Annotated in this window: 17 protein-coding genes and 1 pseudogene; 12 read left to right on the plus strand and 6 right to left on the minus strand. The window is 65.2% G+C overall.

Going from position 1 to position 19,138, the window contains the following annotated elements; translation table 11 throughout:
* Window positions 1-104: 104 nt before the first annotated feature.
* Window positions 105-1,211, minus strand: a complete 1,107-nt coding sequence (gene mltB, locus CupriaWKF_RS04175) for a lytic murein transglycosylase B (RefSeq protein WP_276099771.1) — start codon at window positions 1,209-1,211, stop codon at window positions 105-107.
* A gap of 147 nt (window positions 1,212-1,358) precedes the next feature.
* Between mltB and CupriaWKF_RS04180 the strand changes: the two genes are divergently transcribed.
* The 9 genes and pseudogenes from CupriaWKF_RS04180 (at window position 1,359) to ltrA (ending at window position 11,442) form a co-directional block, all read left to right on the plus strand.
* A complete protein-coding gene (locus tag CupriaWKF_RS04180; RefSeq protein ID WP_276099772.1) occupies window positions 1,359-2,282 on the plus strand; it encodes a histone deacetylase family protein in 924 nt (307 codons plus the stop codon).
* A 14-nt stretch (window positions 2,283-2,296) separates the two neighbouring features.
* Window positions 2,297-3,100 carry an enoyl-CoA hydratase gene (locus CupriaWKF_RS04185; protein WP_276099773.1) on the plus strand — a complete coding sequence of 268 codons (804 nt, stop codon included), beginning with the start codon at window positions 2,297-2,299 and terminating at the stop codon, window positions 3,098-3,100.
* 165 nt (window positions 3,101-3,265) lie between these two features.
* Entirely contained in the window at window positions 3,266-4,300 is a 1,035-nt protein-coding gene (locus CupriaWKF_RS04190; protein ID WP_276099774.1) for a methionine ABC transporter ATP-binding protein, read from the plus strand.
* Window positions 4,290-4,943, plus strand: a complete 654-nt coding sequence (locus CupriaWKF_RS04195) for a methionine ABC transporter permease (RefSeq protein WP_276099775.1) — start codon at window positions 4,290-4,292, stop codon at window positions 4,941-4,943. The genes CupriaWKF_RS04190 and CupriaWKF_RS04195 overlap by 11 nt, the downstream gene beginning before the upstream one ends.
* An 84-nt stretch (window positions 4,944-5,027) precedes the next feature.
* The gene (locus CupriaWKF_RS04200) at window positions 5,028-5,825 is read left to right on the plus strand and encodes a MetQ/NlpA family ABC transporter substrate-binding protein (protein ID WP_276099776.1); all 798 of its coding nucleotides are present in this window, start codon (window positions 5,028-5,030) and stop codon (window positions 5,823-5,825) included.
* A gap of 208 nt (window positions 5,826-6,033) precedes the next feature.
* Entirely contained in the window at window positions 6,034-6,783 is a 750-nt protein-coding gene (locus CupriaWKF_RS04205) for an electron transfer flavoprotein subunit beta/FixA family protein (RefSeq protein WP_224078003.1), read from the plus strand.
* 18 nt (window positions 6,784-6,801) lie between these two features.
* Entirely contained in the window at window positions 6,802-7,737 is a 936-nt protein-coding gene (locus tag CupriaWKF_RS04210) for an FAD-binding protein (RefSeq protein ID WP_276099777.1), read from the plus strand.
* 102 nt (window positions 7,738-7,839) lie between these two features.
* Window positions 7,840-9,625 (plus strand): annotated as a pseudogene (locus CupriaWKF_RS04215) (acyl-CoA dehydrogenase).
* Window positions 9,626-10,077: 452 nt separating this feature from the next.
* Window positions 10,078-11,442, plus strand: coding sequence for a group II intron reverse transcriptase/maturase (gene ltrA / locus CupriaWKF_RS04220; RefSeq protein WP_276100660.1), 1,365 nt, complete (start codon window positions 10,078-10,080; stop codon window positions 11,440-11,442).
* 111 nt (window positions 11,443-11,553) lie between these two features.
* Here the strand turns inward: ltrA and CupriaWKF_RS04225 are convergent, their stop codons facing one another.
* On the minus strand, window positions 11,554-12,858 hold the full coding sequence (locus tag CupriaWKF_RS04225; RefSeq protein ID WP_276099778.1) for a D-amino acid dehydrogenase: 1,305 nt from the start codon (window positions 12,856-12,858) through the stop codon (window positions 11,554-11,556).
* A gap of 110 nt (window positions 12,859-12,968) precedes the next feature.
* On the opposite strand from CupriaWKF_RS04225, the gene CupriaWKF_RS04230 reads away from it, so the two are divergent.
* Complete coding sequence (locus tag CupriaWKF_RS04230; RefSeq protein WP_276099779.1) at window positions 12,969-13,472, plus strand: Lrp/AsnC ligand binding domain-containing protein; 504 nt, start codon at window positions 12,969-12,971, stop codon at window positions 13,470-13,472.
* Between the two features lie 2 nt (window positions 13,473-13,474).
* Window positions 13,475-14,737, plus strand: a complete 1,263-nt coding sequence (locus CupriaWKF_RS04235; protein ID WP_276099780.1) for a PA0069 family radical SAM protein — start codon at window positions 13,475-13,477, stop codon at window positions 14,735-14,737.
* A 338-nt stretch (window positions 14,738-15,075) separates the two neighbouring features.
* Here the strand turns inward: CupriaWKF_RS04235 and CupriaWKF_RS04240 are convergent, their stop codons facing one another.
* The 4 genes from CupriaWKF_RS04240 to CupriaWKF_RS04255 form a co-directional block, all read right to left on the minus strand.
* Complete coding sequence (locus CupriaWKF_RS04240) at window positions 15,076-15,978, minus strand: LysR family transcriptional regulator (protein WP_276099781.1); 903 nt, start codon at window positions 15,976-15,978, stop codon at window positions 15,076-15,078.
* Between the two features lie 44 nt (window positions 15,979-16,022).
* Entirely contained in the window at window positions 16,023-16,517 is a 495-nt protein-coding gene (locus CupriaWKF_RS04245; RefSeq protein ID WP_276099782.1) for an NINE protein, read from the minus strand.
* A gap of 528 nt (window positions 16,518-17,045) precedes the next feature.
* Window positions 17,046-17,441, minus strand: a complete 396-nt coding sequence (locus CupriaWKF_RS04250) for a hypothetical protein (RefSeq protein WP_276099783.1) — start codon at window positions 17,439-17,441, stop codon at window positions 17,046-17,048.
* A 143-nt stretch (window positions 17,442-17,584) separates the two neighbouring features.
* Window positions 17,585-18,709, minus strand: a complete 1,125-nt coding sequence (locus tag CupriaWKF_RS04255; RefSeq protein ID WP_276099784.1) for a sorbosone dehydrogenase family protein — start codon at window positions 18,707-18,709, stop codon at window positions 17,585-17,587.
* Window positions 18,710-18,851: 142 nt separating this feature from the next.
* Here CupriaWKF_RS04255 and rpsP point away from each other — a divergent pair, with 142 nt between their 5' ends.
* Complete coding sequence (gene rpsP, locus CupriaWKF_RS04260) at window positions 18,852-19,106, plus strand: 30S ribosomal protein S16 (RefSeq protein WP_276099785.1); 255 nt, start codon at window positions 18,852-18,854, stop codon at window positions 19,104-19,106.
* Window positions 19,107-19,138 lie beyond the last annotated feature (32 nt).

Consider the following 19,138-nt stretch of genomic DNA (forward strand, 5'->3'; position numbering starts at 1 on the left):
GTCCGGAAATTGCCGTGGCTTTTGGCGCACAATTCGCGCGCCTAATAAATTGGCCTGCCAGCAAGAGGCCGGCAGGCCGCAATTTGCGTCGTGATGGCTGGGCCTCAGCCCATTGCTGCCTTGACGGCCTCGCCCAGCTGGTACACCGCCAGCGCGTAGAAAAAGCTGCGGTTGTAGCGGGTCAGCACATAGAAATTGCGCAGGCCGATCATGTACTCGGTAGGCTGGTCGGGCGTAGGCAGGTCGACCACGAGGACACCGGTTTCGCCTTCACGCGCCAGGTCGACGGGCTCATCGAGCCTGAGGCCGGCCTTGGTCAGCTGGTTCAGTGTCCGCGTCGGCCACGGTTCGCCGTCCGCGGCCGCGGCTGCGATGCCGCGGCTGCCTTCATCCGCGGCCAGCCGCCAGACCACGGGCCGGTTGGCCTCCCAGCCGTGCAACTGGAGAAAGCGGCCAACGCTGCCGATGGCGTCGGCGGGGCTGTTGCGCAGGTCGATGCGTCCGTTGCCGTCGTAGTCGATCGCATATTCGCGCAGGCTGGTCGGCATGAACTGCGGGATGCCGATGGCGCCGGCGTAGGACCCCAGCACGGAAAAGACGTCGGTGTGGGTGTCGCGGCACCACAGCAGATAGTCCGCAAGCTGGTTGCGGAAGAGCGTTGTCCTGGCGTCGCGGTTGGGCGTGGTCGGGTAGTCGAAGGCCAGTGTCGAGAGCGAGTCGATCACGCGGAACGTGCCCATGTCACGCCCATAGATCGTCTCGACGCCGATGATGCCGACGATGACGGAGGCGGGCACGCCGAACTCGGCCTCGGCGCGGCGCAGCGTATCGCGGTTCTCCTGCCAGAAGCGCACGCCAGCATTGATGCGGATCGGCTCGATGAAGCGCGAGCGGTAGGCGCGCCAGCTTTTGCGGCCTGGCGTGGCCGGCGGCAGGATCAGTCGCGCCACGGTGGCGGAATAGACGGCCTGCCCGAACCAGCCTTCCAGCGTGCCGCGGTCGAAGCCGTGGCGGCTCACCATTTCGTCGATGAAGGCTCGCGTCTGAGCGTTGTCGCGATAGCGCCCGGGTTCGATTTCTTCTTCCCGTACGCTCACGCGGCGCTTGCCGGCGGCGAGAAGGCTCGGGGAGAGGCCGCAGAGTCCCAGTGCGGCAGCGGATAGCGCGGCGCCCAGCAACGGGCGGCGCAATGAACGCTGGGTGTCGGTCATGGTGTCCTTAGCAAGTCGCAGCGAGTATAGCGGATGGCACTCCGCCATTCCGCTGCGAATGCGGCGCTGCGACAGGCCTGGCGCGGCGCTGGGCAGCCTTGTCCTGTGCTAACGTAACGTTTGGAGACAAAAAAGCGAAGATAAGACATGCCGACGGGCTATTACACGCATCCGGAGTTCCTGCTGCATGAGATGGGTCATTTCCATCCCGAGTGCCCGGAACGGCTGCAGGCGATCGAGGATCACCTGATTTCCCACGGCATGGACGGCCTGCTCGAACGCCGCGAGGCGACTCCCGCGACCCGCGAGCAGATCGAGCGCGTGCACGGAGCCGACTATGTCGATTCGCTCGAGCGCGCCAGCCCGGCCAGCGGCTACTATCCGATTGACCCCGACACGTCGATGAACCCGCATACGCTGGCTGCCGCGAAGCTGGCGGCGGGCGCGGCGGTGGCGGCCACCGACGCCGTCATGGCCGGCGAGGTGGAAAACGCATTCTGCTGCGTGCGTCCGCCCGGACACCATGCCGAACCCGACCGCGCCATGGGCTTCTGCTTCTTCAACAACGTAGCCGTCGCGGCGCGCCATGCGCTGGAGGCCCATGGCCTGGAGCGCGTGGCCATCGTCGATTTCGACGTCCACCACGGCAACGGCACCGAGGCGGCGTTCCGCGGCGACGAGCGCGTGCTGATGTGCAGCTTCTTCCAGCACCCGTTCTATCCGTACAGCGGCACCGAACACATCGCCACCAATATGGCGAACATCCCGCTGCCGGCCTACACCAACGGACTGGCCGTGCGCGAGGTGGTCGAGACCATCTGGCTGCCGCGCCTGAACGAATTCCGTCCGCAGATGCTGTTCATCTCGGCCGGCTTCGACGCACACCGCGAGGATGACCTCGGCCAGATGGGCCTGGTCGAGCAGGACTATGCCTGGATCACCGGCCAGCTCGTCGATCTGGCGCGCGCCCATGCGAACGGACGCATCGTCAGCTGCCTGGAGGGCGGCTACAACCTGAGCGCGCTGGGGCGCAGCGTGCTGGCGCACCTGAAAGTGTTGCTGGAACGATAAGGAGGGATGCGGGCATGGCCGACACCGATCCGCGCACGAGCGCGCCGCTGCTGACCGAATCGCGCGACGCCGCCGGCGTGGCGCGCCTGACCATGAATCGCCCGGAGGCGTTCAACGCGCTGTCCGAACGCCTGCTGGACGAACTGGCCGCCGCCTTCTCCCGGTTGGCCGCGGACGACAGTGTGCGAGTGGTGGTGCTGGCCGGCGCGGGCAAGGCCTTCTGCTCCGGCCACGATCTGCGCGAAATGCGCGCCGAACCGTCGCACGACTACTACCGGCGCCTGTTCGACCGCTGCACGCGCATGATGATGGCCATCCAGAAGATGCCGCAGCCGGTCATTGCGCGGGTGCATGGCATCGCGACCGCGGCGGGTTGCCAGTTGGTGGCCATGTGCGACCTGGCAGTGGCCGCCGACGATGCGCGCTTTGCCGTCTCGGGCGTCAATCTCGGCTTGTTCTGTTCCACACCGGGCGTGGCCCTGTCGCGCAACCTGTCGCGCAAGCAGGCCATGGAGATGCTGCTGACTGGCGACATGATCGACGCTGCCACCGCTTGCGCCCGAGGCCTGATCAATCGTGTGGTGCCCCTGGCGCAGCTGGATGAGGAAGTGGCACGCCTGGCCGCCAGCATCAGTGCCAAGCCGGCGGCGGCCGTGGCGGCGGGCAAGGGGCTGTTCTACCGGCAGCTCGAAATGGGCATTGAGGCGGCCTACCAGCTGGCTGGACAGACCATGGCCTGCAACATGATGGAGGATTCGGCGCTGGAAGGCGTTCAGGCCTTCATTGAAAAGCGCTCACCCAGCTGGCGTGCTCCATGAGGCATATTTCGGTGCCCTATATGCCGGGATCGCATAAGGGAATCGATAAAAATTCGTTAAAGGTATGAAGCGGATCGCTTAAAATGCCCGCTTCATAAAAAATAACGTGCGGCAACAGCGCTGGAGACTTTCTCGCCTGTTGCCGTTTTCTTTTGGTCACTTTTCATGATCGAACTGCAAGGACTCTCGCAGCGTTTCCCCGGCGGGTCGGGTGAAGTGCATGCTTTGCGGGACGTCAGCCTGTCCATCGGGGCGGGCGAGGTCTTCGGCATCATCGGCCGCAGCGGCGCCGGCAAGAGCACGCTGGTGCGCGCCATCAACCTGCTCAACCGGCCCAGCAGCGGCCGCGTGATCGTCGCCGGGCAGGACCTGACCGCGCTGGACAATGGCGCGCTGCGCCTGGCGCGCCGCGACATCGGCATGATCTTCCAGCACTTCAACCTGCTGTCGTCGCGCACCGTGTATGACAACGTGGCGTTGCCGCTGGAGCTGGCAGGCAAGTCGAAGTCGGAAATCGAGGACACCGTGCTGCCGCTGCTGGACCTGGTCGGGCTGTCGGCGTTGAAGGACCGCTATCCGGCGCAGATCTCCGGCGGCCAGAAGCAGCGCGTGGGCATTGCGCGCGCGCTCGCCAGCAAGCCCAAGGTGCTGCTGTCGGACGAGGCGACCTCCGCGCTGGACCCGGAGACCACGCGCTCGATCCTTGACCTGCTCAAGCAGATCAACCGTGAACTGGGCCTGACCATCGTGATGATCACGCACCAGATGGAGGTGATCAAACAGGTCTGCGATCGCGTCGCCGTGCTCGAAGCCGGCCGCGTGGTGGAAGCAGGGCGCGTGATCGACGTGTTCCTGCGTCCGCAGCATGAAGTCACGCGCGCCATGATCGGCGACGTGATCGCGCAGGAGCTGCCCGAGAGCGTGCTCAAGCGCGTGGAAAGCCGCCTTGGCAACGGGCGCGACCACGTCTACCGCCTTGCCTTTACCGGCGAGGGCGTGGACCAGCCGGTGCTGGCCCAGGCGATTCGCCGCCATGGGCTCGATTTCAACATCCTGCATGGCCATATCGATGAGATCCAGGGCCAGGCCTTCGGCTCGCTGGCGATCATGGCGACTGGCGAACTGGCCGACGTGAAGGCGGCAATGGAATACCTGCAGCAACAAGGCGTGGTGGTGGAGGAGATCGAACATGTGGTCTGAAATGTTTGACCTGTTCCTCACATCGTTCAATGAAACGCTGCTGATGGTGGCGATCTCGGGCGTGGTCGGCTCGCTGCTGGGCGTGCCGCTGGGCGTGCTGCTGCACCTGACCAATCGTGGCGGCGTGCTGTCGCACCCGCTGTTCAACCGCACCATCGGCGTGGTCGTCAATGCGGTGCGTTCGATTCCGTTCATCATCCTGCTGGTGGTGGTGATTCCGTTCACGCGCGTCATCGTGGGTTCGTCGATCGGCACCACGGCGGCCATCGTGCCACTGACCATTGCGGCGATCCCGTTCATCGCGCGCCTGGTGGAAAGCGCGCTGCGCGAGGTCGACAAAGGCCTGGTCGAGGCGGCGCAGTCGATGGGCGCCACCACCGGCCAGATCGTCTGGAAGGTGCTGCTGCCCGAGGCGATGCCTGGCATCGTGGCCGGCCTGACCATCACCTTCGTGAGCCTGGTGGGCTATTCGGCCATGGCGGGCGCGATCGGCGGTGGCGGCCTGGGCGACCTGGGCATCCGCTATGGCTATCAGCGCTACATCACCGAGGTGATGGTGGCGGTGGTGGTGATCCTGATCATCTTCGTGCAGGCCGTGCAGAGCTTTGGCGACTGGCTGGTCCGGCGCATCAGCCACCGCTGATCCTGACGGAATTCGGTTCACCGGCAACTAACGAGGCTGTGCCGCACACGCGGCCAGCCGGCTACCAGAAAAGGAAGACAAGACATGCAACGTCGCAACCTGCTGCAATGGATTCTCGGCGCCGCGCTCGGCGCCACGCTGGCCACTGGCGCAATGGCCCAGGAAAAGCCGATCAAGATCGGCGTCACCGGCGGCCCGCACGCGCAGATCATGGAGCAGGTCAAGAAGGTCGCGGCCAAGGAGGGCCTGAACATCCAGGTGGTGGAGTTCAGCGACTACGTGCAGCCCAACGCCGCGCTGGCCGCCGGCGACCTGGACGCCAACAGCTACCAGCACTTGCCGTACCTGGAAGCCCAGATGAAGGACCGAGGCTACAAGTTCACGCATATCGCCTTCACGGTGACGTTCCCGATGGGAGTGTATTCCAAGAAGATCAAGTCGCTCGATCAGCTCAAGCCGGGCGCGCGCGTCGGCGTGCCGAACGATCCGACCAATGGCGGACGCGGTTTGCTGCTGCTGCAAAGCAAGGGCGTGATCAAGCTCAAGCCGAATGCCGGCCTGAAGGCGACGCCGCTGGATATCGTCGAGAATCCGAAGAAGATCCGCATCGTCGAGCTGGACGCCGCGCAGCTGCCGCGCTCGCTCGATGACCTGGACGCCGCGGCGATCAACGGCAACTACGCCGAGTCGGCGGGTTTGTCGCCCACACGTGACGCAATCGCCATGGAAGGCCCCAAGGGCCCCTACGCGAACCTGATCGCGATCCGCGAAGCCGACAGGAACAAGCCTTGGGTCGCCAAGCTGGTCAAGGCCTATCAGTCGCCGGAAATCAAGCAATACATCACTTCTACCTTCAAGGATTCGGTGATCACGGCCTGGTAAGTCGAGGATCTCATCCAATTCGACGATGTGCGTGCCGCCCGCGTGGCGGCACAATCACCAGGGTGCAAGAAAGCCTGCCGGGCTATGCCCGGCAAAATTTTGCCTATAAAATAGTACGATCGTTCGAAAAATATGAGAGCCGCCAACCCGGTGGTTATAATGACGAGCGGACAAATTTCTGACTATCAGCTATCAGTGGAGTGAGCGCATGAAAGTACTCGTCGCAGTCAAGCGGGTGGTGGATTACAACGTCAAGGTGCGGGTCAAGGCCGACGGCACCGGCGTGGATCTGGCCAACGTCAAGATGAGCATGAACCCGTTCGACGAAATCGCCGTCGAAGAGGCCGTCCGCCTGAAGGAAGCGGGTGTCGTGACCGAAGTCATCGCCGTGTCGTGCGGCGTGGCGCAGTGCCAGGAAACCCTGCGCACCGCCATGGCCATCGGTGCCGACCGCGGCATCCTGGTGGAGTCGAACGAAGACCTGCAGCCGCTGGCCGTGGCCAAGCTGCTCAAGGCGCTGATCGACAAGGAGCAGCCGCAACTGGTGATCCTGGGCAAGCAGGCCATCGACGACGACTCCAACCAGACCGGCCAGATGGTGGCCGCGCTGGCCGGCCTGCCGCAGGCGACCTTCGCCTCGAAGGTGGTGGTGGCCGACGGCAAGGCGTCGGTGACACGTGAAGTCGACGGCGGCCTGGAAACGCTGTCGCTGAAGCTGCCGGCCGTGGTCACGACCGACCTGCGCCTGAACGAGCCGCGCTACGTCACGCTTCCGAACATCATGAAGGCCAAGAAGAAGCCGCTCGATACCGTCAAGCCGGAAGACCTGGGCGTTGACGTCAAGCCGCGCCTGTCGACCGTGAAGGTGGTCGAGCCTGCCAAGCGCAGCGCAGGTGTGATGGTGCCGGACGTCGCGACGCTGGTGCAGAAGCTGAAGAACGAAGCCAAGGTTATCTGAGCGCGGGGGAGATAGAACATGACTGCACTCGTCATTGCTGAACACGACAATCAATCGATCAAGGCCGCCACGCTGAATACCGTGACGGCAGCTGCCCAATGCGGCGGCGATGTCCATGTGCTGGTGGCTGGCGCCAACGCCGCCGCCGCTGCCGCTGCCGCCGCGAAGATCGCCGGCGTGTCGAAGGTGCTGCTGGCTGATGCCGCCTACTTCGGCGACGGCCTGGCCGAGAACGTGGCCGAGCAGGCGCTGGCCATTGCCAACGACTACAGCCACATCCTGGCTCCGGCCACCCCGTACGGCAAGAACATCCTGCCGCGCGTGGCCGCCAAGCTGGACGTGGCGCAGATCTCGGAAATCTCCAAGGTCGACGCCCCGGACACGTTCGAGCGTCCGATCTACGCCGGCAACGCCATCGCGACCGTGAAGTCCTCGGACAAGATCAAGGTCATCACCGTGCGCGGCACCGCGTTCGACGCCGCTGCCGCCGAAGGTGGCTCGGCTGCCGTCGAAAACCTGCCGGCCGTGGCCGACGCAGGCGTGTCGCAGTTCGTTTCGCGCGAAGTTGCCAAGAGCGACCGTCCGGAACTGACCGCCGCCAAGATCATCGTCTCGGGTGGCCGTGGCGTGGGTTCGGGCGAGAACTACACCAAGGTGCTGACGCCGCTGGCCGACAAGCTGGGCGCCGCGCTTGGTGCCTCGCGCGCCGCCGTGGACGCCGGCTTCGTGCCGAACGACTATCAGGTCGGCCAGACCGGCAAGATCGTCGCGCCGCAGCTGTATATCGCCGTCGGTATCTCGGGCGCGATCCAGCACCTGGCCGGCATGAAGGATTCCAAGGTGATCGTCGCGATCAACAAGGACGCCGAAGCCCCGATCTTCTCGGTGGCCGACTACGGCCTGGTTGGTGACCTGAACACCGTGGTGCCGGAGCTGGTTGCCGCACTGGGCTGATGCATCGCCGGCCGCGCGTGCGGCCGGTCCTGTAGAGATGCTGCACAAGCCGTTCCGGGCACGTCCCGCGAACGGCTTTTTCATACACGTTTGGAGACATCGATGACCTACCGCGCACCGCTCAAGGACATGCTGTTCGTGATGAACGAGCTGGCCGGGCTGGAAGCCGTGAGCAAGTTGCCGGGCCTGGAGGAAGCCACGCCGGAAACGGCCCAGGCCGTGCTCGAGGAGGCAGCCAAGTTCAATGAACAGGTGGTGGCGCCGCTCAACCGTACGGGCGACCTCGATCCGAGCAGCTGGAAGGACGGCGTGGTCACTACCACGCCGGGTTTCAAGGACGCTTTCCGCCAGTTCGGCGAGGGCGGCTGGCAGGGCGTGGTCCACCCGCAGGACTTCGGCGGCCAGGGCTTGCCCAAGCTGATTGCCACTGCCTGCAACGAGATGCTGCAGAGTGCGAACCTGTCATTCGCCCTGTGCCCGCTGCTGACCGACGGCGCCATCGAGGCACTGTTGACCGCCGGCTCCGACGAGCAGAAGTCTGTCATCCTGCCGCGCCTGATCTCCGGCGAATGGACCGGCACGATGAACCTGACCGAGCCGCAGGCCGGTTCGGACCTGGCCGCGGTGCGCACGCGTGCCGAGCCTCAGGGCGACGGCACTTACAAGATCTTCGGCACCAAGATCTTCATCACCTACGGCGAGCACGACATGGCGGACAACATCGTCCACCTTGTGCTGGCCCGCACGCCCAACGCGCCGGAAGGCGTGAAGGGCATCTCGCTCTTCGTCGTGCCGAAGTTCCTCGTCAATGCCGATGGCAGCCTGGGCGAGCGCAACGACGTGCATTGCGTGTCGATCGAACACAAGCTCGGTATCAAGGCCAGCCCGACGGCCGTGCTGCAGTTCGGGGACCATGGCGGTGCCATTGGCACGCTGGTCGGCGAGGAGAATCGCGGCCTGGAGTACATGTTCATCATGATGAACTCCGCCCGGTTCGCTGTCGGCATGCAAGGGGTATCCGTGTCCGAGCGTGCCTACCAGCAGGCGGTGTCCTACGCGCGCGAGCGCGTGCAGAGCCGCCCCGTCGATGGTTCGGCCAGGCAGGCCGTGACCATCATCCACCACCCGGACGTCAAGCGCATGCATGCTGACCATGCGCGCGCTGACCGAAGGCGCTCGCGCCGTGGCCTACGTGGCCGCCAGTCACAGCGACATGGCCCACTTCCACCCGGACGAAGCCGTGCGCGCGCAGAACCAGGAGATCTACGAGTTCCTCGTGCCGATCGTCAAGGGCTGGAGCACGGAGCTGTCGATCGATGTCACCAGCCTTGGCGTGCAGGTGCACGGCGGCATGGGCTTCATCGAGGAAACCGGTGCGGCCCAACACTATCGCGATGCACGTATCCTGCCGATCTACGAAGGCACCACCGCCATCCAGGCGAACGACCTCGTCGGCCGGAAAACCTTGCGCGACGGTGGCGCGGTGGCGCGTGCGATCTGCGCCCGCATCGCGGAAACGGAAGCCGCGCTGGGCAAGCATGGCGGTGCCGCATTCACGGCCGTGCAGGCGCAACTGGCCAAAGGCCGTGCCGCGCTGGAGGCCGTGGTTGCGTTCGTCGTTGCCAATGCGAAGTCGGACCCGAACGCGGTGTTCGCCGGCAGCGTGCCTTACCTGAAGCTGTGCGGCATCGTGTTCTCGGGCTGGCAGCTCGGCCGTGCGATGCTGGCCGCGGATGCGAAACGTGCCGAGGATCCTGGCTTCCATGACGCCAAGATCGCGACGGCGCATTTCTTCGCGGAGCATGTACTGTCGCAGGCGTCGGCGCTGCGCGATGCCATCGTCGCGGGTTCCGCGCCGGTGAATGCAGTCTCGCCTGACCAGTTCTGAGCTGGCGGTTTCGGCAAACAGAAAGGGCGGCCCGTCGGGTCGCCCTTTTTGCGTGCGCCCAGCATGGGCGCACTCTTGTGGGTGCAAGTCCCACCGTAAGTTGATCACAGCGAACGAAGCGAAGCGCAACTGCGTGAGGGTGACCGAGCGTGGGGAGGAAGCGTGGAGCGAAGCTGCGAGCCGAGGGACACGAACCGGATAGAAGGCGGTGCCGACCAGGACGAGCGGGCGCAATTCCGCGAAGTTCTTGTGATCAAGGGGAGGCGGCGTAAATCCGGCGGTTGTGCAGCGAAGGAGTGCGTTCTTACCTGGGGACGCCCCGCCTTGCGCCTGAAAGGGCGACGGCGTCGAGCCGGAGCGGGGTCTCAGCAGAGGTCATATTAGTTGGGGGTAGCGCCGGGAAGGCTCGAGTCCACCGACGAAGGACCGAACGAGAGGGAGTGTTCGAAGCCGTGTCGATGCAACAGGCATTGCGTCAGAAGCCCGCGCGAGCGGGGCGAGCGAGGGAAACGGACGGTGAAGCCGGCCGGGAACTCGCTCGTGACGAAGCCGGCGGCCCGCGACGCGAACCGGAGGACACAGGGTCGGCGCTGCTGGCAGCGGCGCTGACGCGAGAGAACCTGAAGCAGGCGTTCAGGCGGGTCCGACGCAACAAGGGTGCCGCTGGCGTAGACGGTCTGGATATTGATCAGACCGCTCGCCATCTGGTGTCGGCGTGGCCGGAGATTCGCCAGCAACTGCTCAAGGGGACGTACCGGCCCAGTCCGGTACGGCGGGTAACGATTCCGAAGCCGGACGGAGGCGAGCGTGAGCTTGGTATCGCGACGGTGACGGATCGGTTGATCCAGCAGGCGCTGTTGCAGGTATTGCAGCCGATTCTGGACCCTACCTTCAGCGAGCATAGCTATGGCTTCCGTCCCGGCAGGCGTGCGCACGACGCGGTGCTAGCCGCACAGTCGTACGTGCAATCGGGTCGGCGAATAGTGGTGGACGTGGACTTGGAAAAATTTTTTGACCGAGTCAACCACGACATCCTGATTGATCGCCTACAGAAGCGCATCGAGGACCCCGGAGTCATCCGGCTGGTCCGGGCGTATCTGAACAGCGGGCTGATGGATGGCGGGGTGGTGCTGCAACGGTACGAGGGCACGCCGCAGGGCGGTCCCCTGTCGCCGTTGCTGGCCAACGTGCTGCTCGATGAGGTGGACAAGGAGTTGGAGTGCCGAGGCCATTGCTTCGTGCGCTACGCCGACGATGCGAACGTGTACGTTCGCAGTCGGAGGGCGGGCGAGCGGGTGATGGCGCTGTTGCGGCGGCTGTACGGCAAGTTGCGCCTGAAGGTCAACGAGGCAAAGAGCGCGGTGGCGAGCGCGTTTGGCCGCAAATTCCTCGGCTACAGCTTCTGGGTAGCCGCAGGAGTGGTCAAGCGCAAGGTGGCCGTTAAGCCGCTGCTGACGTTCAAACAACGCATCCGCGAACTGACCGGTCGCTCAGGCGGCCGGAGTCTACGTGCGGTCGTGGAGCGGCTGCAGCCATATGTACGGGGTTGGAAGGCCTACTTCCGGCTGGCGCAAACACCTCATGTCTGGCGAAAGCTGGACGAATGGATGCGTCATCGGTTGCGCGCGATCCAACTCAAGCATTGGCGCTACGGCACTACGATCTACCGGGAATTGCGGGCGCTGGGGGCTGCGCATGCGACAGCCCAGCGGGTGGCGGCCAACAGCCGCTGCTGGTGGCGCAACAGCGATGGCGAGCTAAACCGCGTGCTGAATATCGCCTTCTTCGACCTACTGGGGATGCCTCGCCTTGCTTAACCTCAACCTCTCGAACCGCCCGGTGCGGACCCGCATGCCGGGTGGTGTGGCAGGGGCGCAGCCCGGATGGCTGCCTCCTATGCCGATTAAGTCGGCCGTTGCGGCCGGCTGTCAGGCCGTTGCGGGGCGGGGCACGCCGTGCGGGCGCTGCGGCTTCAGGTAGCGCGCGACCGACAGGTCGTCGGCGCGGATCGCTGGCGATTTGCCCGACACCAGGTCGGACAGCAGCTTGCCGGAGCCGCAGGCCATGGTCCACCCGAGCGTGCCGTGGCCGGTGTTCAGCCAAAGACCGCGCACCTGGGTCGGACCGACGATAGGAGTGCCGTCCGGCGTCATCGGGCGCAGGCCGGTCCAGAACGTAGCCTGGCTGACATCGCCGGCACCGGGGAACAGATCCGTCACCACGTGTTCCAGCGTGCGGCGCTTGGCCGGGTCGAGCGAGCGGTCATAGCCGACGATCTGCGCCATGCCGCCGACGCGGATGCGGTCTTCGAAACGCGTGATCGCGACCTTGTAGGTTTCGTCCAATACGGTCGACACCGGGCTGCGCGAGGCATCGGTCATCGGGACCGTGATCGAGAAGCCTTTGAGCGGATAGACCGGCAGGTTGGACATGCCATGCAGGAACGGCTTGACCAGCTGGGTCGACCAGCTGCCCAGCGCTACCACGACGAGGTCCGCCTTCATCGCCTCGCCATCCACCACGGCGCCGGTCACGGCGTCGCCCTGGGTCATCAGGCTGTTGATGGAGCGGTTGTACAGGAATTTCACGCCCAGCATCTCGGCCATGGCCGCCAGCCGTCCGGTAAACAGCTGGCAGTCGCCGGTTTCATCGTTGGGGAGGCGCAGGCCGCCGCTCAGCTTGTGGCTGACGGCGGCCAGCGCCGGTTCGCTCGCGGCGAGTTCCTCGCGCGAAAGCAACTGGTAGGGCACGCCGGCCTCCTCGAGCACGGCGATGTCCTTGACGGCGCCGTCGAGCTGGTCCTGCGTGCGGAAGACTTGCAGCGTGCCTTGCTGGCGGCCTTCATAGGCAATGCCGGTCTGGGCGCGCAGGTCGCGGATGCAATCGCGGCTGTATTCGGCCAGCCGCACCATGCGTTCCTTGTTGACGGCGTAGCGCTCGGCGCTGCAGTTCTGCAGCATCTGCCACATCCACTGCAGCTGGAACAGCGTGCCGTCCGGGCGAATACTCAGCGGCGCATGTTCCTGGAACATCCACTTGATGGCTTTGAGCGGCACGCCCGGAGCCGCCCATGGCGACGCGTAGCCGGGCGAGATCTGCCCGGCGTTGGCAAAGCTGGTGCCAAGCGCGGGTCCAGCCTCGCGGTCGACAACGGTCACTTCGTGACCGGCTTTGGCCAGATACCACGCACTGGTGACGCCGATGACGCCACTGCCAAGTACGAGAACGCGCATGTTTCGGGGGCTCCTAACCAGGATGTCAGGGTAATGAAGGATTTGTCTCTATACTATTTAAACTAATCCAGTCATAGTTATCGAATTTCTCAGGAAAACAGGAATAAGTCATGAGAACGAGTCGCCAGCCCGTGCGCGCCCTTGACCGGCTCGACCGCAAGATTCTGATGCTGCTGCAGGCGGACGGCAGGATGTCGATGAAGGACCTGGCCGAGGCGGTCGGGTTGACCATCACGCCATGCATCGAGCGGGTCAAGCGCCTGGAGCGCGATGGTGTCATCATGGGCTACTACGCGCGGCTCAATCCGGGCCTGCTCGGCAGCGCGCTGCTGGTGTTCGTGGAAATCTCGCTGGGGAACAAGTCGGGCAATATGTTCGAGCAGTTCCGCCGTGAAGTCCTGCGGATTCCAGAGGTGCTGGAGTGCCACCTGGTCTCCGGCGATTTCGACTACCTGATCAAGGCGCGCATCCGAGAGATCGGCGAATACCGGCGTCTGCTCGGCGACATCCTGCTGCAGTTGCCGGGTGCGGCGCAGTCGAAGAGCTATGTGGTAATGGAAGAGATCAAGGAGACACTGGCCATCTCCGTGGAGGAGAAGGCGCAGCCAGCCTGACGATGAGACGTTCGCCGGATTCCGCCCCCGATCCGCACGGCGCGTTGCACCGCGAACGCGACGCCGAAGACGCTGGCGCCGCGGTCGGCGTTCGCGCGCCGGTGGCGCGCAAGGGGCGCGGCGCGGTCAGCAATATCCAGGGCCGCTACGAACGGGACCAGCGCGAGCCGTTTGATGACGGCTGGGCGGCGCCAGGCACCGACGAGATCGCCGGCGCCGATGATGTCGAAGATGCTGGCGACACGGCGGCGAGCCGCAAACTGATTCCGATTGTCCCAGTCGACCCGGAGCCGCTCGCGCCGCTGCGCACCGAGGTCACCATCGAGCGTGCGCGCTCCATCCTCACGCGCAATGCGTCGCCGGATATTCCGTTCGATGTTTCGCTGAATCCATACCGGGGCTGTGAACACGGCTGCATCTATTGCTTTGCAAGGCCCACGCACGCCTACCTGGACCTGTCGCCCGGACTGGATTTCGAAACCCGCCTGTATGCCAAGACCAATGCCGCCGAACGGCTGCGCGAGGCGCTGAGCCGTCCGTCGTACCGTTGCGAGACGATCGCGCTCGGTGTCAACACCGACGCCTACCAGCCGATTGAGCGCGAGTATCGCGTGACGCGCGCCATCCTGGAGGTACTGGGGGCTTGCGACCATCCCGTGGCGCTGATCACGAAGTCCTCGTTGATCGAGCGTGATATCGACGTGCTCGCACCCATGGCGGCAAAGGGACTGGCCGTGGCGGCCGTAACGCTCACCACGCTCGACGCCGCCATTGCCCGCACGCTGGAGCCGCGGGCGGCCACGCCTTCGCGCCGCCTGCGCACGATCCGCACCTTGTCGGAGGCAGGTATTCCGGTTGGCGTGAGTATTGCGCCGGTCATTCCGTTCATCACCGAGCCTGACCTGGAGCGCGTGCTGGAAGCTGCGCGCGAAGCTGGTGCCGTTTATGCCAACTACATCGTGCTGAGGTTGCCATGGGAAGTGCGCCCGCTGTTCGAGGAGTGGCTGCAGGCCCATTTCCCGGACCGTGCCGAGCGGGTGATGAACCGCGTGCGCGAAATGCGCGCGGGGAAGGCCTATGACGCCAGCTTCGCCACGCGCATGCGCGGAACAGGGGTGTGGGCCGATCTGATGCGCCAGCGCTTCTACAAGGCGGCAGACCGGCTGGGATACCGCTACAACCGATTCGAGCTCGATACTTCGCGATTCCGTGTGCCGCCCAGTTGGACAGCTGGCGCCGACGGCGCGCAGGGAACCTTGTTCTGAGTGCTGGCGGCCGCTTCCTGGTCGCCAATCATGCTGCTTGCCAACTCCAGCGCGGCCCTGGCGCGGGCCGCAGGTAGCCCTGAAGACAGCGCGAGCCTGACTGCGATGGCCGCCAGGCGTCCTTCTTCATACGTAGGCATGTCAGTCTTGCTCCTTTGTACGGTCGGTGCGAGAGCCGGCCGGACGGATTGATTGCCGCCGGAGGCCGGCGGTTTTTCCAGTATGGGCGATTTGCGCAGAAGGGAAACCTGTCATCGGGCCGGCTTTGCATACGGTCAAGTCGGGCGCAGGTCGTCCCGGACCGGCGCCGGTGCCGCTTGCATTTCAGGGGCGGGGTTTCAGGCGTGATCCCAGTACGGCGGGTTGCCGAAGCGCGCGGCGAAGAATTCGACAAAGGCGCGCGTCTTGGCAGGAATCAGGTGGCGGCTCGGGTACACCGCCCAGATGGAGACCGCCGGCAGGACCGGGTACTCATCCAGCAGGGTCACCAGTTCGCCACTGCGCAGCAATGCGCCGACATCCCAGGTGGACTTGAGCGCGATGCCCATGCCCGCCACCAGCGCATCGCGAATGACTTCGCCGTTGTCCACGCGCAGATTGCCTTGCACGGTGACCGCGGACTCTCCGAGTGGCGTGTCAAAGCGCCAGGCGGACTGGTCGCCAAGCACCAGGCAGTTGTGGGCACGCAGGTCCTCCGGGTGCTTGGGCGTGCCATGCGCGGCAAGATATGCAGGGGCGGCGCAGATCACGCGCCGGCTCGGGGCCAGCGCGCGGGCCACCAGCGATGAATCCGGCAGCGCTCCCATGCGCAAGGCCACGTCGATGCCGGCGTCGACCAGCGGTACAAGCTGGTCGCTCAGGCGCAGGTCGAGGCGGATTTGCGGATAGGCGTCGAGGAAAGCCGGGATCGCTGGGGAGACATGCTGTCGTCCGAATGACGCCGGCACCGTCGCGCGCAACAAGCCGTATGGCTGTTGCGCGCCCTTGCCAACTGACTGCTCGGCGGCTTCGGCCGTGGCGAGCAGGTGCTGCGCATGTTCGAGAAAGCGTTCGCCGTCGGCGGTCAGGGATAACCGGCGCGTGGTCCGGTGCAGCAGGCGGGTGCCAAGGGTCTGTTCCAGCCGTGCCAGGCGCGCACTGGCGGTGGAGGTGGAGAGCTGCAGGTCGCGTGCGGCGGCAGAGACGTTGCCCAGCAGTGCCGCGCGCGCAAAGACGGCGACATCGAGCAGGTCGAAATACATGGCTGTCCGCCGCCGGATATCGGATTACTGCGGATTGCTGCGGCTTACTGCGACAGCGCGCGTGCCGCTTCCACCTGCGACTCGAAAAAGGTCTGGAAGCTGATGGCAAGTCCGGCCATCAGCAGCCCGGTGCCGATCAGCAGCGAGAGGATCACCAGGATCACCACGGGCCACCCCGAGCGCGTGGGCGTGCCCGCTGGATTGAAACGGGCGTCCCATTTGTCATCGGGGCGCAGACCATAGACGATTGCGGCCAGGAAGGCGCTGATGACGGATGCGCCGCCGGCCACGGCGAATGTCCAGTTCAGCGCAGGCGATCCTGCCTCGGTCACCATGGAGGCAACACCCACGGCACCTCCCAGCGTAGCGAGCAAGTGCAGCCAGCCATACGGGTCGCGCAGTCCTCCCAGGTAGAACCGGTGCGCGCCAACACTGCCGAGCAGGAAGGCAAGCGCCACCGTCAGCAGCTTCGATCTGGACCGCGTGGACGACACGGCGGTGGGTCGGGATGCTTGTGACGCTTGGCTGGCTGCAGGCATGGGGGCAACGTGGCGAAGGGGTGCCGGCGGCATGCCACCGGCAGCGGTCAAGGGACTCGGCGGCAGCGGGTGCCAGCCGGGACACATTGTACGACGCCACCCCGGCAGCCTGGGCACGGGAGTGCGATGGCAGGAGCAGCTAACGCCTGGCAGAAGGGAGGACGCTATGGAAAAGGGCGCTTGCGTGCTCGCCGATATGGGTGCCGATATGGGCCTCGCCAACCAGCACAAGCGTCAATAGCATCAAGAAAAGTATCGGCAGCAACAATTTCCGGCGTGCTCAGCCAGGTTGCTCCGCAAGCGGATCATGACAGGCCCCGGCAGTTTGCCGGTCATTTGCCGTGGAGGCTGCGCCCGGCTGGTTTCCCGGCCTTGCAGGAGGTGCCGGGCAGAGGCAAGTCAGTTTGGTATGCCGTCTGCGCAGGCGGTACGCTGCGCAGACCGGGGCAGTATCGGGCGACAGCCTGTGCGCGCGTTGGGCGCGCACTCAAATAAGGACAGCAGCCAGGCCGATGAGTTCCAACGAGATTAACGACCGCCGTCGCGGCCGCGAGCCTGCCAGCCAGGGCCGACGCCGGGCGGGCGGTTGTCGTTGCGATTGGCGTCGCTCTGGCTGGTGCGCTCCGGGTGGCGCGGACGGTTGTCGTCGCGGCCATTCGCGGCATTCGGCCGGCCGCTCAGGCGGTCATCGGCGCGGGCGCGCGCTTCCATGCGATCGATCTGTGCTTGCACATGGTCGCGGCTCTCGGCCCGTACGCTGGCCATTTGCCAGCCCCCCGCCGCCTGGACGCGCGGTGTGCGCGCATCGGCGTGCGGGCGAGGCCAGAACGTGACTTGTGCATGGCTTGCGGCGACGGCGCCGACCAAGCCCGCAGCTGCGAGGATGCCAGCCACCAAGTCGCGCAGGAGTGAGCGGGTGAACATGCGGAATCCCAGGATCCTGACGCGCAGCGTTGTGGTTTCAAAGTTGGGTTCATGGTACGCATGGGGCATCGGCCCGCCTATGCCAATCGCGTTACCGGTGTAACGGATTGTTTCGGGGTACTTTGACGGTCCGATGGCGGGCTTTAGGGGGCGTAGCGGATGCGGTAGATCGCGCCCGCGTCGTCGTCACTGACCAGCAGCGAGCCGTCCGGCGCGGCCAGCACGTCCACGGGGCGGCCCCAGAATTTGCCATGCTGCAGCCAGCCTTGCGCGAAGATCTCCTGGCGTACTGCCTTGCCCTGCGCGTCCACGATCACGCGCACGATCCGGTAGCCGACCCGTTCGCTGCGGTTCCAGCTGCCGTGCTCGGCAATGAAGATGTTGTTGCGGTACTCGGCGGGAAACTGCGTGCCGGTGTAGAAGCGCATGCCCAGCGCCGCGACATGCGCGCCGAGCTTGGCGACAGGCGGTACGAACTCGGAGCAGGCGCGCTGCTTGCCGAACTCGGGATCGGGGATGTTTCCCGCGTGGCAGAACGGATAGCCGAAATGCTGCCCGGCCTGTGTCACGCGGTTCAGCTCGTCGTCGGGCTGGTCGTCGCCGAGGTAGTCGCGGCCGTTGTCGGTGAACCACAGTTCGTGCGTCGCGGGATGCCAGTCGAATCCGACTGAATTGCGCACGCCGCGCGCCACCACCTGCAGGTCCGAGCCGTCGGGCTTCATCTTCATGATGTTGGCGTAGCGGTTCTCGTCCGGCGCGCAGATATTGCAGGGGGCGCCAACTGGAACGTAGAGATAGCCGTCCGGGCCGAAGGCGATGAACTTCCAGCCATGCGTCGTTTCCTTTGGAAACCGGTCGGTGACGACTACCGGCGTCGGCGGGTGGTCCAGCCGGGCTTCGATGTTGTCGAGGCGGACGATGCGGGAAGTCGACGACGCGTACAGGCTGCCATCGCGGAACGCTACGCCCACTGGCCTGGCCAGGCCGCTTGCCACGACGCGAACAACCGGTTTGCCGCCTAGCGCTGAGGGCAGTGCATAGACCTTGCCTTCTTGTGTGCCAACGAACAATGTGCCGGATGGCGTGAGCGCCATGCCCCGGGCGTTGGGGACTTCATCGCTCAGGACTTCGATGCGGAATCCTGGCGGCAATTGGATCTGCGCCAGGGGCAAGGCCGCAGATGTGGCGGCCGGAGCGCTAAGCAGAGTGAGACAGGCCAGTGATGCCAGACGTGCGGTGCGATCAACGAAGTGCCGGACGATTCCCATGGCGCGCCTCCCGTCGCGGATTCCGCCACGATGCCTCCGCTCACGCACAGCGTCAACTGCCTAAGTGTTTGTTTGACCACGGATATTGGGCTATACTCTTGCGTTTCGTGTTCGAACACCAAGTTTTCTGAGGAATCATCTCATGGTCGTTATTCGTCTGGCTCGCGGCGGCAGCAAGAAGCGCCCCTTCTTCAACATCGTCGCTACCGATTCGCGCAACCGCCGCGATGGCCGCTTCATCGAGCGCGTTGGCTTCTACAATCCGCTGGCTTCGGAAGGCGAAGAAGGTCTGCGCGTGGTGCAGGACCGTCTGGCCTACTGGCAAGGCGTTGGCGCCCAGCTGTCGCCGACCGTTGCTCGCCTGGTCAAGCAGAACGCCGCCAAGGCCGCTGCCTGATAGCAGTTTGCAGCGCGTTCCCGATCGGGGCG

This window comes from Cupriavidus sp. WKF15, assembly GCF_029278605.1.
Lineage (GTDB): Bacteria > Pseudomonadota > Gammaproteobacteria > Burkholderiales > Burkholderiaceae > Cupriavidus.

Coding starts and splice junctions, on each gene's coding strand:
- CupriaWKF_RS04190 (WP_276099774.1), top strand. CDS start 3,266: ATGATCGAACTGCAAGGACTCTCGCAGCGTTTCCCCGGCGGGTCGGGT.
- CupriaWKF_RS04225 (WP_276099778.1), bottom strand. CDS start 12,858: ATGCGCGTTCTCGTACTTGGCAGTGGCGTCATCGGCGTCACCAGTGCG.
- CupriaWKF_RS04185 (WP_276099773.1), top strand. CDS start 2,297: ATGGCCGACACCGATCCGCGCACGAGCGCGCCGCTGCTGACCGAATCG.
- CupriaWKF_RS04230 (WP_276099779.1), top strand. CDS start 12,969: ATGAGAACGAGTCGCCAGCCCGTGCGCGCCCTTGACCGGCTCGACCGC.
- CupriaWKF_RS04255 (WP_276099784.1), bottom strand. CDS start 18,709: ATGGGAATCGTCCGGCACTTCGTTGATCGCACCGCACGTCTGGCATCA.
- rpsP (WP_276099785.1), top strand. CDS start 18,852: ATGGTCGTTATTCGTCTGGCTCGCGGCGGCAGCAAGAAGCGCCCCTTC.
- CupriaWKF_RS04205 (WP_224078003.1), top strand. CDS start 6,034: ATGAAAGTACTCGTCGCAGTCAAGCGGGTGGTGGATTACAACGTCAAG.
- CupriaWKF_RS04235 (WP_276099780.1), top strand. CDS start 13,475: ATGAGACGTTCGCCGGATTCCGCCCCCGATCCGCACGGCGCGTTGCAC.
- CupriaWKF_RS04250 (WP_276099783.1), bottom strand. CDS start 17,441: ATGTTCACCCGCTCACTCCTGCGCGACTTGGTGGCTGGCATCCTCGCA.
- CupriaWKF_RS04210 (WP_276099777.1), top strand. CDS start 6,802: ATGACTGCACTCGTCATTGCTGAACACGACAATCAATCGATCAAGGCC.
- CupriaWKF_RS04195 (WP_276099775.1), top strand. CDS start 4,290: ATGTGGTCTGAAATGTTTGACCTGTTCCTCACATCGTTCAATGAAACG.
- mltB (WP_276099771.1), bottom strand. CDS start 1,211: ATGACCGACACCCAGCGTTCATTGCGCCGCCCGTTGCTGGGCGCCGCG.
- CupriaWKF_RS04240 (WP_276099781.1), bottom strand. CDS start 15,978: ATGTATTTCGACCTGCTCGATGTCGCCGTCTTTGCGCGCGCGGCACTG.
- CupriaWKF_RS04245 (WP_276099782.1), bottom strand. CDS start 16,517: ATGCCTGCAGCCAGCCAAGCGTCACAAGCATCCCGACCCACCGCCGTG.
- CupriaWKF_RS04180 (WP_276099772.1), top strand. CDS start 1,359: ATGCCGACGGGCTATTACACGCATCCGGAGTTCCTGCTGCATGAGATG.
- CupriaWKF_RS04200 (WP_276099776.1), top strand. CDS start 5,028: ATGCAACGTCGCAACCTGCTGCAATGGATTCTCGGCGCCGCGCTCGGC.